The sequence below is a fragment of the Mesorhizobium sp. M1163 genome (genome assembly GCF_040318415.1).
GTDB lineage: Bacteria > Pseudomonadota > Alphaproteobacteria > Rhizobiales > Rhizobiaceae > Mesorhizobium.
Window position 1 is genome coordinate 94,174 of sequence record NZ_JAMYMF010000028.1, and the last position, 15,619, is coordinate 109,792.

General features: G+C 62.7%; 16 protein-coding genes and 1 pseudogene. 5 read left to right on the plus strand and 12 right to left on the minus strand.

Annotation, left to right across the window (positions count from 1 at the left end; all coding sequences use genetic code 11):
* Positions 1-137: 137 nt before the first annotated feature.
* Positions 138-929 carry an ABC transporter ATP-binding protein gene (locus NKH43_RS24600; protein ID WP_023720849.1) on the minus strand — a complete coding sequence of 264 codons (792 nt, stop codon included), beginning with the start codon at positions 927-929 and terminating at the stop codon, positions 138-140.
* 161 nt (positions 930-1,090) lie between these two features.
* Between NKH43_RS24600 and NKH43_RS24605 the strand changes: the two genes are divergently transcribed.
* Positions 1,091-1,495, plus strand: a complete 405-nt coding sequence (locus NKH43_RS24605; RefSeq protein ID WP_352860231.1) for a cupin domain-containing protein — start codon at positions 1,091-1,093, stop codon at positions 1,493-1,495.
* A gap of 35 nt (positions 1,496-1,530) precedes the next feature.
* Here the strand turns inward: NKH43_RS24605 and NKH43_RS24610 are convergent, their stop codons facing one another.
* The 5 genes and pseudogenes from NKH43_RS24610 to aptA all read right to left on the minus strand — a co-directional run bounded on the left by NKH43_RS24610 (position 1,531) and on the right by aptA (position 6,609).
* Complete coding sequence (locus tag NKH43_RS24610; protein WP_352860232.1) at positions 1,531-1,869, minus strand: hypothetical protein; 339 nt, start codon at positions 1,867-1,869, stop codon at positions 1,531-1,533.
* 29 nt (positions 1,870-1,898) lie between these two features.
* A complete protein-coding gene (hydA, locus tag NKH43_RS24615) occupies positions 1,899-3,350 on the minus strand; it encodes a dihydropyrimidinase (protein WP_352860234.1) in 1,452 nt (483 codons plus the stop codon).
* 77 nt (positions 3,351-3,427) lie between these two features.
* A pseudogene (locus NKH43_RS24620) lies at positions 3,428-3,747 on the minus strand (endonuclease domain-containing protein).
* Between the two features lie 214 nt (positions 3,748-3,961).
* Positions 3,962-5,212: a Zn-dependent hydrolase gene (locus tag NKH43_RS24625; RefSeq protein ID WP_352860235.1), complete on the minus strand. Its 1,251-nt coding sequence runs from the start codon at positions 5,210-5,212 to the stop codon at positions 3,962-3,964.
* A gap of 68 nt (positions 5,213-5,280) precedes the next feature.
* Entirely contained in the window at positions 5,281-6,609 is a 1,329-nt protein-coding gene (gene aptA / locus NKH43_RS24630; RefSeq protein ID WP_352860237.1) for an omega-aminotransferase AptA, read from the minus strand.
* A gap of 243 nt (positions 6,610-6,852) precedes the next feature.
* On the opposite strand from aptA, the gene NKH43_RS24635 reads away from it, so the two are divergent.
* Positions 6,853-7,494: a TetR family transcriptional regulator C-terminal domain-containing protein gene (locus NKH43_RS24635; RefSeq protein WP_352482943.1), complete on the plus strand. Its 642-nt coding sequence runs from the start codon at positions 6,853-6,855 to the stop codon at positions 7,492-7,494.
* Between the two features lie 10 nt (positions 7,495-7,504).
* Here NKH43_RS24635 and NKH43_RS24640 read toward each other — a convergent pair whose 3' ends face one another.
* Positions 7,505-8,377, minus strand: a complete 873-nt coding sequence (locus NKH43_RS24640) for a helix-turn-helix transcriptional regulator (protein WP_352860239.1) — start codon at positions 8,375-8,377, stop codon at positions 7,505-7,507.
* Positions 8,378-8,482: 105 nt separating this feature from the next.
* On the opposite strand from NKH43_RS24640, the gene NKH43_RS24645 reads away from it, so the two are divergent.
* Positions 8,483-9,334 (plus strand): SDR family NAD(P)-dependent oxidoreductase, encoded by an 852-nt coding sequence (locus NKH43_RS24645; RefSeq protein WP_352860241.1) that lies wholly within the window; start codon positions 8,483-8,485, stop codon positions 9,332-9,334.
* Positions 9,331-10,053 (plus strand): SDR family oxidoreductase, encoded by a 723-nt coding sequence (locus tag NKH43_RS24650; RefSeq protein WP_352860243.1) that lies wholly within the window; start codon positions 9,331-9,333, stop codon positions 10,051-10,053. Before NKH43_RS24645 ends, NKH43_RS24650 begins: the two co-directional genes overlap by 4 nt.
* 28 nt (positions 10,054-10,081) lie before the next feature.
* On the opposite strand, the gene NKH43_RS24655 is transcribed toward NKH43_RS24650, so the two are convergent.
* The 5 genes from NKH43_RS24655 to NKH43_RS24675 all read right to left on the minus strand — a co-directional run bounded on the left by NKH43_RS24655 (position 10,082) and on the right by NKH43_RS24675 (position 14,290).
* Positions 10,082-10,459: a DoxX family protein gene (locus tag NKH43_RS24655; RefSeq protein WP_023720860.1), complete on the minus strand. Its 378-nt coding sequence runs from the start codon at positions 10,457-10,459 to the stop codon at positions 10,082-10,084.
* 59 nt (positions 10,460-10,518) lie between these two features.
* Positions 10,519-10,977, minus strand: a complete 459-nt coding sequence (locus tag NKH43_RS24660) for a carboxymuconolactone decarboxylase family protein (protein ID WP_352547038.1) — start codon at positions 10,975-10,977, stop codon at positions 10,519-10,521.
* 12 nt (positions 10,978-10,989) lie between these two features.
* Positions 10,990-11,508, minus strand: a complete 519-nt coding sequence (locus tag NKH43_RS24665) for an RrF2 family transcriptional regulator (RefSeq protein WP_352860245.1) — start codon at positions 11,506-11,508, stop codon at positions 10,990-10,992.
* Positions 11,509-11,609: 101 nt separating this feature from the next.
* Positions 11,610-12,923, minus strand: coding sequence for an NAD-dependent dihydropyrimidine dehydrogenase subunit PreA (preA, locus tag NKH43_RS24670; protein WP_023720863.1), 1,314 nt, complete (start codon positions 12,921-12,923; stop codon positions 11,610-11,612).
* 2 nt (positions 12,924-12,925) lie between these two features.
* Positions 12,926-14,290 (minus strand): NAD(P)-dependent oxidoreductase, encoded by a 1,365-nt coding sequence (locus NKH43_RS24675; protein WP_352860247.1) that lies wholly within the window; start codon positions 14,288-14,290, stop codon positions 12,926-12,928.
* A gap of 412 nt (positions 14,291-14,702) precedes the next feature.
* On the opposite strand from NKH43_RS24675, the gene NKH43_RS24680 reads away from it, so the two are divergent.
* Positions 14,703-15,479 (plus strand): VOC family protein, encoded by a 777-nt coding sequence (locus NKH43_RS24680; protein ID WP_352860248.1) that lies wholly within the window; start codon positions 14,703-14,705, stop codon positions 15,477-15,479.
* Positions 15,480-15,619: the final 140 nt, after the last annotated feature.

Genomic DNA, 15,619 nt, shown 5'->3' on the forward strand with positions numbered 1-15,619 from the left:
TCACGGCATGGATCCTAGGGTCTGCGCACGCCGCTTCGCAGCGGCTCCGCCCTAGGATGACGAAAGCACGGTTAGCGCCTCTCTCGCGAGGGCGATGCACCTCCTGCGTCGAACGCGCAAGCCTGTCGCGCGCGCCCTCAATCATCATAGCTGTGCCCTGCCCTCAGCCCGTCGCGCACCCGTGCCGCGATGGCCAGGAACTCCGGCGTCTCGCGGATATCGAGCGGCCGCTTCTTCGGCAGCGTCGATTCTATGACATCGCTGACACGCCCCGGGCGCGGCGACATGACGATGATGCGCGTCGACAGATAGACCGCCTCGGGGATCGAATGGGTGACGAAGCAGATGGTCTTGTTGGTCCGCTCCCAAAGCTCCAGCAGTTGTTCGTTGAGGTGGTCGCGCACGATCTCGTCCAGCGCGCCGAACGGTTCGTCCATCAACAAAAGGTCGGCATCGAAGGCGAGCGCCCGTGCGATCGAGGCGCGCTGCTGCATGCCGCCCGAAAGCTGCCAGGGGTATTTCTTCTCGAAGCCGCTGAGGTTGACGAGGTCGAGGGTTCGCTTGATGCGCGCCGCCTGCTCCGCCCTGGACAGGCCCATGATCTCCAGCGGCAGCGCCACATTGCGCTCGATCGTGCGCCACGGATAAAGTGCGGCCGCCTGGAAGACATAGCCATAGGCGCGGCGCTGGCGCGCCTGCTCGGGCGTCATCCCGTTGACGGAAATGGCTCCCGATGTCGGCTTCTCCAGATCGGCGATGACGCGCAGCAAGGTCGTCTTGCCGCAGCCGGAGGGCCCGATGAAGGACACGAATTCGCCCTTGCCGATGGTCAGGTCGACATTCGACAGCGCCTGCACCGGACCGTCATTGGTCTGGAAGGTCAGGCCAAGCTTGCTTGCCGAAACAACGGCTGGCGATGCTCCCGTCATCGGCCGTAGCCTGTCGCTTCCGGCCACTGCGCCACCGGCCGGAATCCGATTGATTTTACCCCGATGTTGCTTTCCACTCGCCCAGTCCTACTCGCGCCAGTTCTACGCGCCCCAGTTCTACGTGCCCTTGTCCCATCAGATAGACGCCCGGAGTTGCCCCGATGTCGCCCAAACCGACGTGCCATCTTATCCGCCCTGAAAGCTCTTATGAAGGCAAGCAGGGCCTGAGCTATTTCGCCGGTATCGCCGCCGAAACAGTCGGCTCCTCCGGTATCTGCATGCATCTGCTGACCATGCCTCCGGGCGCCCGCGCCAAGGCGCATATGCACGAAAACCATGAAACCGCGATCTATGTGCTCTCCGGCGAAGTCCATACCTGGTATGGCGACCGGCTCGAACAGCATATCGTGGTCAAGGCCGGCGATCTTTTCTATATTCCCCCCGGTGTGCCGCATCTGCCGGCCAATCTGAGCGACAGCCCCACCTCGGCGGTTATTGCCCGCACCGATCCCAACGAACAGGAAAGCGTCGTCCTGCTGCCGGAACTGGACGGGTTGGTCGCCTGAGGACTGGGTCGAGGCGGCGGCCGTCATCGGCACCGTCACGAACATGATTTCAGCGGCCCTATCTCCTCAAGGCCGGGAATGGTCACGAAGAAACCGTCCCCTCCTTTGTTGATGACCTTGACGACATCTGTGGTCGTCCCCTCCTCGCCCTCGGCGAAACAGGTGGAGCTCAACAACTGGGTGCCAGGCGTCGTCGTCAATCGCTGTGCGAACTCGCAGCCGCTGCCATAGGTTTCGACGCCCTCGGCGGTCAGCACGACATAATCGTCACGGTCCTGATAACCGAGCCGTACACCAGCGCAACCGACCTCATTGCCAAAGGAGCCGGCAAGGACGTCCGCCGCCGGCCCGGCGGCAAGGATCACCGCGGCCATTGAGATGATCGCTCCGTGGCTCGCCAAGCTCAAACGCCCGTCGCCGGGATGCCTGTACGCTCCACCTTGCGCGGCGCGGAAATTTCCTTCCACGTCGACAGTGCCCGGTTGACCGCCGCGTTCGGCTCGCGAGCGACGAACTCGCCATGGCCGGGCTTTGCCTTGACCTCGTTTTCCTCGATCGACAGTTCGCCGCGCGAGAAGACGAAGCGCGGCAGGCCGGTTACCTCAAAACCTTCGAAGACGTTGTAGTCGATCACCGACTGCTGCTTCTTGGCCGTGATCTTCTTCTTGCGCTTCGGGTCCCAGACGAGGATGTCGGCGTCTGCGCCTTCAACGATGGCGCCCTTCTTCGGATACATGTTGAGGATCTTGGCGATGTTGGTCGAGGTCACCGCGACGAACTCGTTCATCGTCAGCCGGCCGGTTTTGACGCCGGTCGTCCACAGCACCGGCAAACGATCCTCGAGCCCGCCCGTGCCGTTCGGGATCTTGGTGAAGTCGCCGACGCCGTTGCGCTTTTGTTTGGTGGTGAAGGCACAATGGTCGGTCGCCACCACTTGCAGCGAGCCGGCCTGCAGGCCGGCCCACAGGGAATCCTGGTGCCATTTGTTGCGGAAGGGCGGGCTCATGACACGCCGCGCCGCATGGTCCCAGTCCTTGTTGAAATATTCGCTCTCGTCCAGCGTCAGGTGCTGAATCAGCGGCTCGCCGAATACCCGCATGCCTTTCTGGCGCGCCCGGCGGATGGCCTCGTGGGCCTGCTCGCAGGAGACATGCACGACATAGAGCGGCACGCCGGCCATGTCGGCGATCATGATGGCGCGGTTGGTCGCCTCGCCTTCGACTTCCGGCGGGCGCGAATAGGCGTGTCCCTCCGGACCATTATTGCCTGCCGCCAGCAGCTTCTGCGACAGCGCCGCCACCACATCGCCATTCTCGGCATGGACCAGCGGCAGCGCGCCAAGATCGGCGCAGCGCTGGAACGACGAATAGAGCTCGTCGTCGTCAACCATCAGCGCGCCCTTGTAGGCCATGAAATGCTTGAACGAGGTAATGCCCCTGTCGACGACGGTGGCCATCTCGTCGAACACCTGCTTGCCCCACCAGGTGATCGCCATGTGGAAGGAATAATCGCAGGATGCCTTCGAGGTCTTGTTGTCCCACATCTGCAGGGCCTCGAGCAGCGATTGCTGCGGTGCCGGCAGGCAGAAATCGACGACCATCGTCGTGCCGCCGGCAAGGGCCGCGCGGGTGCCGGATTCAAAGTCGTCGGCCGAATAGGTGCCCATGAACGGCATTTCGAGATGGGTATGCGGGTCGATGCCGCCCGGCATCACATAGCAGCCGCTGGCGTCGAACTCATGGTCGCCATGCAGATCCGGCCCGATGCCGACGATCTTGCCGTGCCTGAACAGCACATCGGCTTTCCACGTCCGGTCGGCGGTGACAATGGTGCCATTCTTGATGACTTTGGACATTTTCTTGTTCCCTTATTCTTTTCGCGCTTCTTGCGAGCGCTGCTCGATTCAGATCGGTTCAGGACCGAAAGCCGTCTCTACATCACTCCAACTTCCCGCAATATCTCCTCGACGCAACCATCGAAGGAATTTGCCAGGTCTCCAGTCGAAAACCTGAGCACACGATAGCCCTGTCGGCCAAACCATGCATCGCGCATTCGGTCCTTTTCCATTTGCTCCGGCGTAAAGTGATGCTCTCCATCCACCTCGATGACGAGGTTCTTCTCGTGCAGAACGAAGTCCGCAATATAGGGTCCATCGGCGCCTGCTTCCTTGCATGTAGCCCGTAGAGGCGACGGAACTCTTTCAACTCGGACCAGAGCTTACGCTCGCCCTCCGTCATGTTCCGGCGCAACATTCTTGCACGTTTGATGGCGGCTGGATCGATCGCGGTCGGTGCCAAGACGAGTACCCCCACTCTCAATCCCTCCCCACAAGGGGGAGGGAGGCTTGGCGCCGCGCTACCACAGCTGAACCCTTCAAAGCCTTCGCTACAGGAAAATGCACCGGCATTGCCAGTCCCCCTCCCCCTTGTGGGGAGGGGTTAGGGGTGGGGGTACGGCGCCAACATCTCACTCTACAATCACCGCCGTATCGACCACCGCGTGGAACAGCACGTCGGCGCCGGCCGCTGCCCATTCCTTGGTGATTTCCTCGGCCTCGTTGTGGCTGAGACCGTCGACGCAGGGACACATCACCATTGCAGTGGGCGCAACGCGGTTGATCCAGCAGGCGTCATGGCCGGCGCCGGAGACGATGTTGCGATGAGTATAACCCAAGCGCTCCGCCGCATCCCGCACAGCCTTGACGCAGCCCGCGTCGAAGGTGACCGGATCGAAATGACCGACCTGATCGATTTGATATTTGATGTCGAGCGCGTCGCAGATCGTGTCGATGCCTTCGCGGATGCGGCCGTCCATGGCGTCCAGCACCTCCTTTTCCGGCGAGCGGATGTCGATGGTGAAGACGGTGCGTCCGGCGATGATGTTGCGCGAGTTCGGATAGACCTCCATGTGGCCGACCGCGCCGACGGCGTCGGGCTGATAGTCCATGGCGATCTCGTGCACCAACTCGATCACCCGCGCCATGCCGAGCCCGGCATTGCGCCGCTTCGGCATCGGCGTCGAGCCGGTATGCGCCTCCCTGCCGGTCAGCGTCACCTGCAGCCATTTCAGTCCCTGGCCATGGGTGACGACGCCAATGTCGATGCCCTCGTCCTCGAGGATCGGGCCCTGCTCGATATGCAATTCGAAGAAGGCGTGGATCTTGCGCTCACCGACTTTCTCGGTGCCCTTCCAGCCGATCCGTTCGAGCTCCTCGCCGAATTTCTTGCCGTCCTTGTCGACATGCGAATAGATTTCGGCCTGATCGAGCACGCCGGCGAATACCCCCGACGCCATCATCGCCGGCGCAAAGCGCGCGCCTTCCTCGTTGGTCCAGTTGGTGACGACGATCGGGTGCTTGGTCTTGATGCCGAGATCGTCGAGCGAGCGCACAACCTCCAAGCCGCCGAGCACGCCGAGCACGCCGTCATACTTGCCGCCGGTCGGCTGCGTATCGAGATGGCTGCCGACATACACCGGCGGCAGGCTGGGGTCGGTGCCTTCGCGACGGGCAAACATCGTGCCCATCTCGTCGACGCCCATTTCGAGCCCCGCCTCATCGCACCAGCGCTTGAACAGATGCCGCCCTTCGCCATCCTCGTCGGTAACGGTCTGGCGATTATTGCCGCCGGCAATGCCGGGGCCGATCTTCGCCATCTCCATTATCGAATCCCACAAACGGTCTGAATTGATTCGCAGATTCTCGCCGGGGGCGGCCATTCAAGTTCCTCTCATTTACTCACATTAGGACGACGGTTCCCGTCGTCGCCCTACATGTTGGGGAGTATCTAGTCCACCGCCCTCAGCACTTCGCGCACATGGTCGATCAGTTCGTTGATCTGGCCCTTGGTGATGATGAGCGGTGGCGACAGAGCGATGATGTCGCCGGTGGTGCGGATCAATGCACCGCGCTCGAACGCCTTCACAAAAGCCGAGAAGGCTCGCTTCGTCGGCTGGCCGGCGATCGGCGCCAGCTCGATCGCGCCGATCAGGCCGATGTTGCGGATATCGATGACGTTCGGCTCGCCCTTCAGCGAGTGCAGCGCGTCCTCCCAGTACGGCGCCAGTTCCTCGCCGCGCGTCAGCAGCCCCTCTTCCTTGTAGGTGTCGAGCGTGCCCAGCGCCGCCGCGCAGGCGATCGGATTGCCCGAATAGGTGTAGCCGTGGAAGAACTCAATCATATGCTCGGGCCCGGTCATGAAGGCGTCGTGGATTTCCTTCTTGACGAACACCGCGCCCATCGGGATGACGCCATTGGAGACGCCCTTGGCCGTCGTCATGATATCCGGGGTGACACCGAAATAGTCGGCGGCAAACGGCGTGCCGAGGCGGCCAAAACCGGTGATGACCTCGTCGAAGATCAGCAAGATGCCGTGCTTGGTGCAGATCTCGCGCAGCTTCTGCAGATAGCCCTTCGGCGGCAGGATGACGCCGGTGGAACCGGCAACCGGTTCGACGATGACTGCGGCGATGGTCGACGCGTCGTGCAGGGCGACGATGCGTTCCAGCTCGTTGGCCAGTTCCGCGCCATCCTCGGGCACGCCTTTCGTGAAGGAGTTCTTTTCCGGCAAATGCGTGTGTGGCATGTGATCTACGCCGCCGAGCAGCGTGCCAAACATCTTGCGGTTGGTGACGATGCCGCCGACCGAGATGCCGCCGAAATTGACGCCGTGATAGCCGCGCTCGCGGCCGATCAGCCGGGTGCGCGAGCCCTCGCCTTTTACGCGGTGATAGGCGATCGCCATCTTCAGCGCCGTCTCGACTGATTCCGAGCCGGAATTGGTGAAGAACACATGGTCCATGCCCTTCGGGGCGATGTCGACCAGGCGATTGGCCAGCTCGAACACGATCGGGTGGCCCATCTGGAAGGCCGGCGCATAGTCGAGCTCTGCCGCTTGGCTCTGGATCGCCTCGGTGATCTTCGGGCGGCAGTGGCCGGCATTGACGCACCACAGGCCGGCGGTGCCGTCGAGAACCTTGCGCCCGTCGCTGGTCGTGTAATGCATGTCCTTGGCCGAAACCATCATGCGCGGCGCCTGCTTGAACTGCCGGTTTGCCGTGAACGGCATCCAGAATGCGCTGAGATCGTTCGGCGTGACTTTCAGCCGGTTGGACATGACCAAGACTTCCCCTTGTAACCTGTTTCGGTGCGGCTAACGCTTGGTCTTTCCAACACTTGGTCTTTGCTGCGTTTTCGTGCTACGCAAATTTTTGACCGGTTGGACAAACGTTAGCACCGCCTTATCAGCGGTCAAGGGATTACTAGCGGAAATGCGGCTTTCGAAGTGCGCTCCACAGGGCGGGGAAAAACTGGTCCAGAGAATTGGTCCAGACGCTCCTCACAGCGAAGGTTGTTCGAGGTGACGGGGGCGGTCGAAAGCTCCGCTCCACGCCGCACCCGCATCCAGCTGGAAAAGCGCGAGCTCATTCTGGAGGCGGCGCTCGAAGTCTTCTCCACCAACGGTTTTCGCGGTTCGACCATCGACCAGATCGCCGAAGCCGCCGGCATGTCGAAGCCGAACCTGCTCTATTATTTCCGCCGCAAGGAGGACATCCACGAGACGCTGATGCAACGGCTTCTCGACACCTGGCTGGCGCCGCTGCGCGAACTCGACGACATTGGCGATCCGCTGACCGAACTGCGCAACTACATCAGGCGCAAGCTCGAAATGGCGCGCGATTTCCCGCGCGAGAGCCGGCTATTCGCTAATGAGATCCTGCAGGGCGCGCCGCGCATCATGCCGATGCTGGAAGGTGAGTTGAAGACGCTGGTCGACGAGAAAGCCAACGTCATCAAGGGCTGGATGCGCGCCGGCAAGATTGCCCGCACCGACCCCTGGCACCTGATCTTCTCGATCTGGGCGACGACGCAGCATTATGCCGATTTCGACGTCCAGGTCCGCGCCGTGCTCGGCCCCGACCGCGGCGGCGACGGCCGCTTCGAGGATGCCGCAAGGTTTCTCGAACAACTGTTCATCGACGGGCTGAAGCCGAAAGACTAGCCTTGATGGTTCACGCGCTGCGCCGCGCGGCCGGCAGCGCATCGAGCAGCTTCTGCAGCTTGGCGATCGAGTTCTGCTCGGCGAGCGGCGTGTAGACGATCAGCTTCATGTCCGAGCCGTCGTCGATCGACAGGCTCATATGTTCGAACGCCATGGCGCCCGCTATCGGATGCCTGACATGCTTCACACCCGATAGGTTGCGGGCCACATCGCGCAGCGGCCACCAGGCGCGGAACTCCGGGCTTGAACGCGTCATCAGCGCAATCAACCGCTCGAAATCCGGATCGCCGACATACTTCGCGCTTTCCGCCCGGAATGACGCCAGCACGGCGCGCGCCAGTTCCTCCCAGTCGACGAGCAGGCGCCGATGCTGCGGGCTGGTGAAAACCATATGGACGATGTTGCGGGCATCGCCCTCCAGCAGGCCATAATCGCCGAACACGGCTGCCGCCGCCGGGTTCCAGGCCAGCACATCCCAGCGCCGCCCGACGACATAGGCCGGCTGCAGGACCAGGCTCTGCAGCATGTGCAGCAAGGGGCCGTCGATCATTTCCGGCGCGTCGACGCGACGCTCCGGCTGCGGCCGGCCGGCGAGAATAAACAGATGCCGTTGCTCAGCCGCGTCCAGGCGCAGCGTCTGGCTGAGTGCGGTCAGCACTTCCACCGACGGCCGAACGTCGCGGCCCTGCTCCAGCCAGGTGTACCAGGTCGTGCCGACGCCGGCGATCATCGCCACCTCCTCGCGCCGCAGCCCGGGCGTGCGCCGGCGTAAGCCGGTCGAGATGCCGGTGGCCGAAGGCGTCAGCCTTTCGCGCCGCGAACGCAGGAAGGCGCCGAGCTCGCGGCGGCGGCTGTCTTCGGCGGAATGCGCGGTGGAATCCATGGCCGCTATTATAGCAGTACCGATACCAGGATAAAGTTTGAACTGTTTGGCAAGTGGCTGGTGCCCCATCTTTCCATTCAGAGCGATGAGATGGAGGCTCTGAACATGGAACTGAAAGACAAGACAATCCTCATCACCGGTTCGACCGACGGCGTCGGCCGCGTCGTCGCGCAAAGGCTCGGCGCCGGCGGCGCCCGCATCCTGGTGCATGGCCGCGACGCGACGAGGGGCAAGGCGGTCGTGGCCGAGATCGAAGCCACCGGCGGCGAGGCCGAGCTGCTCGTCGCCGATCTCTCCTCCCTGGCCGAGGTCCGCCGCCTCGCCGAGGCTGTTCGCGCCCGCACGGGCCGACTCGATGTCCTCATCAACAATGCCGGCGTCGGCACCGCCGGCCCCAACGCCAAACGACAGGTCAGCGCCGACGGCTACGAACTGCGCTTTGCCGTCAACTATCTCGCCGGCTTCCTGCTCACCACGGAGCTGCTGCCGCTGCTCAAGGCCAGCGCGCCGGCGCGCATCGTCAACGTCGCCTCAGCAGGCCAGCAGGCGATCGATTTCGATGACGTCATGCTTACCCGCTCCTATGAGGGCGTCCGTGCCTACTGCCAGAGCAAGCTGGCGCAGATCATGTTCACCATCGATCTGGCGGAGCAGCTGAACGGCATCGGCGTCACGGTCAACAGCCTGCATTCGGCAAGCTACATGAACACCACGATGGTGCAGCAGGCGGGCGTCACACCCTGGAGCTCGGTCGAAACCGGCGCCGAAGCCATCATCAACCTCGCCGCATCGCCGGCCCTGGAAGGGCGGAGCGGCCTCTATTTCGACGGCCAAAAAGAATCCCGCGCCGATGCGCAAGCCTATGACGCTAAGGCACGACGTCGATTGCGGGAATTGAGCCTCGGTCTTGTCGGGCTCGCACCGGCTTCCGCAACATCGAAGAGAGAAAATTCATGATCGAGAAAGCGCAACACACTGTGGTCGTCGGCGGCTCCTCCGGCATCGGCCTCGCCACCGCGAAAAAACTGCTTGGCCCGGGCATGAAGGTGACGATCACCGGGCGCAGCCGGGAACGGCTCGACAACGCATGGCAAAGCCTTGGCGGTGCCGTCGGAAAAGCTGCCTTCGATGCCGCGAAGCCGGACGAGGTTCGCCGGTTTTTCAGCGATCTCGGCCCTTTCGATCACCTGGTGCTGGCCGCGAGCGGCGGCAGGGGGCTCGGCCCGTTCGAAACGCTTGACCTGACCGACATCGGCGGCGGCGTCGACGAGAAGGTCCGGCCGCAGCTCTCCTGCCTGCAGGCCGCCTTGCCGACGCTGAACAAGAGCGGCTCGGTGACTTTCATCTCGGCGGTGTCGGCGCAATTGTCGGCGCCGGGTGTCGCCGGCATCGCCGCCGTCAACGGCATGCTGCTGACCGTGGTGCCGATCCTGGCAATGGAGCTGAAGCCGTTACGCGTCAATGTCGTGGCGCCGGGCGTCATAGACACGCCCTGGTGGGATTTTTTGCCTGATGAACAGCGCCATGCGGTGTTTGCCGATTATGCAGGCAAGACGCCGGTCGGCCGCATCGGCCGCGCCGAGGACGTTGCTGAGGCGATCGCGTTCCTGGTTTCGAACAGCTTCGTCACCGGCCAGATCCTGACCTGCGACGGCGGCTTGCGGTATGCGGCGTAACGCGGCTACATCTACGCGGTAATCGCTTTCAAAGCGACTGCGCGATCAGCGCCAGAAATCCTCCGGTCAGCGCGACGTTGCCGACAAAGCCATTGATGCGGGACGCGCGCTCGGGACCCTGATGATCCCAGAAATTATGGAACATCGGCGTAGCAACGACAAGGAACAACACCAGGCACAGAGCGGCGGCAGCGGTCCAGATGCCCGCGATCACCAGTGCTCCGGTGACGGTCTGCAGGACGATCCCCAGCCAGAGCACCAGCCGCGCCTGCGGCACGCCGCGCGTCGTCATCAATTGGGTCAGGAACGCCGCGTTCTGGATGTTGCGCAGGCCGGCAAAGACAAAGGCGCCGCCGAGCAGCAGGCGGGCCGCGAATAGAATCTCACTATCAAAGCTTGAAAACATGCTGTTGGTCCTTGGGCAGAAAAGAGGCGCGCGACGCAGGCCGCGCGCCTGGTCCATGCTCAAGCGGCCATGACCGCCGGCATCGGATGGATTGCATGGAACGGAACGCAAAGTCGGTTCCAGGTGTTGATCATGCCGAGTGCAACCGACAGCTTGACCAACTCCTGCTCCGAAAAATGCTCGAGCGTCCTTGCGTAGAGTTCGTCCGAAACACCGTTGTCGGCGATCCTGGTCAGCGCGTCGGTCCAGGCAAAGGCTGCGCGTTCGCGCTCTGAAAATAGCGGCGATTCCTTCCAGGCGGAGACGAGATAGAGCCGCTGCTCGCTCTCGCCGTCGTGGCGCGCCTCGCGGCTGTGCATCTCGACGCAATACGAGCAGCCGTTGATCTGCGACGCCCTGAGCTTGATCAGATGCAACAGGCTTTTTTCGAGCCCGCATTCGTCGACTGCCTTGTTGAGCGCCGACACCGCCTTCATGATCTCCGGCGCCGCGCCGAAAAATTGCAGCCTCTCTTTCATCGTTTTAGCCTTTCATGCTTGATTGGTTGAACTTGATTTTTGCGGACGCTGATGGCGCTCGACGAAGGCGCAGTTAGCGGCGACCGAACGGGGATCGGCATCGGCCGTGTATTCTGCAACGATATCGGACAGCCGGGCGTCGGCGAGCGCTGCGCGGTAGGCACGCTCGGCCTTCAGCATCGCCACCTTGATGCCGCAGGGTTTGACATAAACCGAGGCATCGAGCCTGGCGGGGCCGCGCTGGCGGATTTCGGCGCAGCGAAAGGCCGGTTCTCGCCCTTCGACGGCCAACACGATATCGAGCAGCGTAATGCGTTCCGCCGGCCGCGCCAGCCGGTAGCCGCCGGACGGCCCCGGAACCGATTCCAGAATGCCCGACACCGTCAGCATGTTGAGATGCTTGAGGAGATAGCTCGGCGACAGCCCGAACGCTTCCGCCATGGCAGCACCCGGCATGGTCGCGGCGCCATCAACGCCAGCAAGCATCGCGGCGCAGTGGATGGCCGCTTCGACGCCCTCGCCCAGCTTCATTTCGCTCTCCTGTTCATGGATATACATTATCCTGGATAGCTTTTATCCGCAATAGGAAAAGTTAAAAGCGGCGCCCGTGAACGCCGCTTTTTTTCGCAATGCTACTCCGCCGCCACCTTGGCCATCGGGTTGTTCGGATGCGTCGTCCAGTTGGCGTAGATCGGTGACACCGGCTTGCCGGTGCGCTGGTCCATCACGCCGACCGCCAGCGGCTCCATGGTGATGCAGTTCTCGACCGGGCAGACATTGACGCAGAGATTGCAGCCGACGCATTCGGCCTCGATCACCTCGAAATGCCTGACGCCGTCCACCATGCTGGTGATCGCCTGGTGCGAGGTGTCCTCGCAGGCGATGTGGCAGCGGCCGCATTTGATACAGGCGTCCTGGTCGATATGCGCCTTGGCGATATAGTTGAGGTTGAGATACTGCCAGTCGGTGACGTTGGGCGTGGCGCGGCCGACGATGTCGTCGAGCGAGGCATGGCCCTTCTCGTCCATCCAGTTCTCCAGGCCGGCGATCATCTCCTGCACGATCTTGAAGCCATAGGTCATTGCCGCCGTGCACACCTGCACATTGCCGGCGCCGAGCGCCATGAACTCGGCGGCGTCGCGCCAGGTGGTGATGCCGCCGATACCGGAGATCGGCAGGCCATGCGTTTCCGGGTCGCGCGCGATCTCGGCCACCATGTTCATCGCGATCGGCTTCACCGCCGGACCGCAATAGCCGCCATGCGAACCCTTGCCGTCGATGGTCGGCTCCGGTGCGAAATTGTCGAGATTGACGCCGGTGATCGAATTGATGGTGTTGATCAGCGACACCGCATCGGTGCCGCCGGACAGCGCAGCGCGTGCCGGCTTGCGTATGTCGGTGATGTTGGGCGTCAGCTTGGTGATGACCGGCATGCGGGTGTTGGCCTTGCACCAGCGCACCACCATTTCGATGTATTCCGGCACCTGACCGACCGCCGCACCCATGCCGCGTTCCGACATGCCGTGCGGGCAGCCGAAATTGAGCTCGATACCATCGGCGCCGGTCTCCTCGACCACCGGCAGGATCGCCTTCCAGGCATGCTCCTCGCACGGCACCATCAGCGAGACGACGATCGCCCGGTCGGGCCAGTCCATCTTGACCTGCTTGATCTCGCGCAAATTGACCTGCAGGTCGCGATCGGTGATCAACTCGATATTGTTCAGGCCAAGCAGGCGACGATCAGCGCCCCAGATCGCGCCATAGCGTGGCCCGTTGACGTTGACGACCGGCGGACCCTCTTCGCCGAGCGTCTTCCAGACGACACCGCCCCAGCCGGCCTTGAAGGCGCGGATGACGTTGTAGGCCTTGTCGGTCGGCGGCGCCGAGGCCAGCCAGAACGGGTTCGGCGATTTGATGCCGACGAAATTATTGCGGATGTCTGCCATGCTCATGCCCTCCCGTTCGAGGCAAGTGCCCGATGAATGCTTTCCGCCGCGTCGCGGCCTTGCGCGACGGCCGAGACGGTCAGGTCGTCGCCGCCAAAGATGCAGTCGCCGCCGGCCCAGACGTTTGGCAGCGAGGTGCGGCCTTCGGCGTCGACCTTGATGCGGCCGGCTTCCAGGTCAAGCAAAGCCCCGCTGCCGTTGAGCGCAGCCGGGACAAAACTCTGGCCGATCGCCTTGAACACCTGGTCGGCGGTCAGTGTCAGCCGCTCGCCGGTGCCGACGAGCCGGTCGCCGTCCATCGCGGTGTATTCGAGCTCGATCGCCGACACCTTGCCGCCATCGGCAATGACCCGCTTCGGCTGCAGCCAGTGCCGGATGATGACGCCGTTGGCAGCGGCCAGGTCCTGCTCGAATTCGGAGGCGTTCATGTGCTCCGGGCCGCGCCGATAGCAGATCGTCACCTCTTCGGCCCCGAGCAGCTTCGATTGCACCGCCGCGTCGATCGCCGTCATGCCGCCGCCGATGACGACAACACGCCGGCCGACCGGCAGGCTGGCCAGATCACTGGCCTGACGGAGCTCGGCAATGAACTCGACAGCATTGGTGACGCCTTGCGCCTCCTCGCCATCCGCTCGCAAGGCATTGACGCCGGCAAGCCCCATGCCGAGGACCACCGCGTCGTAATTCCGGGTCAGGTCCGACAGCTGGTAATCACGGCCGAGCGCCTTGCCGTTCTGGATGTCGATGCCGCCGATCGACGTGACATAGTCCACCTCGGCCTGGGCGAAATTGTCCACGCTTTTATACGCGGCGATACCGTATTCATTAAGGCCGCCGGCCTTCGGGCGGGCTTCCAGAATGGTCACTTCGTGGCCGTAGCGGGCGAGCCGATGCGCGGCCGCTAGCCCGGCCGGACCGGCGCCGACCACGGCGACGGTCTTGCCGGTCGGTTCGGGGCGCTTGTAGAACTGCTTGTTTTCGGCCATGGCGACATCGGTGGCGTAGCGCTGCAGGCGACCAATCTGCACCGGCTTGCCTTCGGCCACTTCGCGCACGCAGACCTCTTCGCACAGCGTCTCGGTCGGGCAGACGCGGGCGCACATGCCGCCCAAGATGTTCTGGTCGAAAATCGTCTTGGCTGAGCCGATCGGATTGCCCGTCGAAATCTGGCGGATGAACAGCGGGATGTCGATCGAGGTCGGGCATGCATTCATGCACGGCGCGTCATAGCAGAAGTAGCAGCGGTCGGACTCGACCAGCGCCTCGTGATGATCGAGCGGCGGGTGCAGGTCGGCGAAATTATCGGCGTATTGTTCCGGCGAAAGCCGCCCGCCGGCAATGCCTTGCTTGAACTGGCCTTCTGCCATCGTCAGTTCCCCATGTTCTTGTTTTGGGGAAGGCTAGCACGTTTTATTTTTTTATCAATTGGTCAATTTTCGGCCCAAGCGACTGAAAAGCTTCAACAAACATGACTGTAATAATCATGTTTTTCCAAACGGCCATATACGTCACGAAGCAGGTACGGAACCGCATTCAGGAGCGTTGCCATGGATCAACCTGATCTCGTCGCACAGCGCGACAAGTTCGGAAGTGAGCGACATCCGGCGCATGGATCAACAACCCCTCGTTGACTGCAAGCAAAGTCGAAAACCACAGGGCGCGCAACCCGGTAACATTTCCGGTTTGCCGTCATCTTTTTTGGTTGGCTGTCGGATTTTCGTCGTGAAGATCGTCCTAGAATGGATCGCGCATGATCGAAAAACCGCAAGGAGTACGACAATGCCACAGTCCCCCATGCCCTTCTTCTGGTACGAACTGATGACCACCGAACTCGACGCCGCCGAGGCGTTCTACACCGCCGTGGTAGGCTGGCGGGGGCAGCCTTTCGAAGGGGCGCCGGGCATGCCGCGCTATATCGTCATGAATGTCGGCGAGCGCGGCGTCGGCGGGCTGATGACGCTGCCCGATGACGCGCGCAAGATGGGAATGCCGCCGGCCTGGATCGGTTATATCCTCACCAGGGATGTCGATGCCGCAACGGTCTCCCTCAAGAAGGCTGGTGGCGCGGTTCACCGCGAGCCCGACGACATTCCTGGCGTCGGCCGCTTCGCCGTCGTTGCCGATCCGCAAGGCGCGATGTTCAACTTCCTGCAGCCCAGCGGTCCCGACCAGCCGCCGCTACCGTTGGCGACACCCGGCAACATCGGCTGGCATGAGCTCTATACGTCAGACTGGAAGGCGGCGTCCGATTTCTATTCCAGTCAGTTCGGCTGGGAGAAGGGTGACGCCATGGATATGGGTCCGATGGGCGTCTACCAGCTTTTCGCCTTCGGCGGCGAGCCCGTTGGCGGCATAATGAACAAGCCCGAGCAGATCCCGGCGCCGGTCTGGCAGTTCTATTTCAACGTGCCCGGCATCGACGCGGCAGCCAAGCGCGTCACCGACAACGGCGGCAATATCCTGATGGGTCCGATGGAGGTCCCCGGCGGCAGCTGGATCGTGCAGTGCACAGACCCGCAAGGCGCCCATTTCGCGCTAATGGCACCGGTGCGGTAGCAACGTCGCGTCGCGATTGGCGAAACCGGCAGCAAAAACCGATCTCCCCCCTCGTGGGGGAGATGTCCGGCAGGACAGAGCGACTGTCTTGGCTGTCAAGCTGTTTGCCATGGTTTTTGGTCCCGGACGATTGCGTTGAG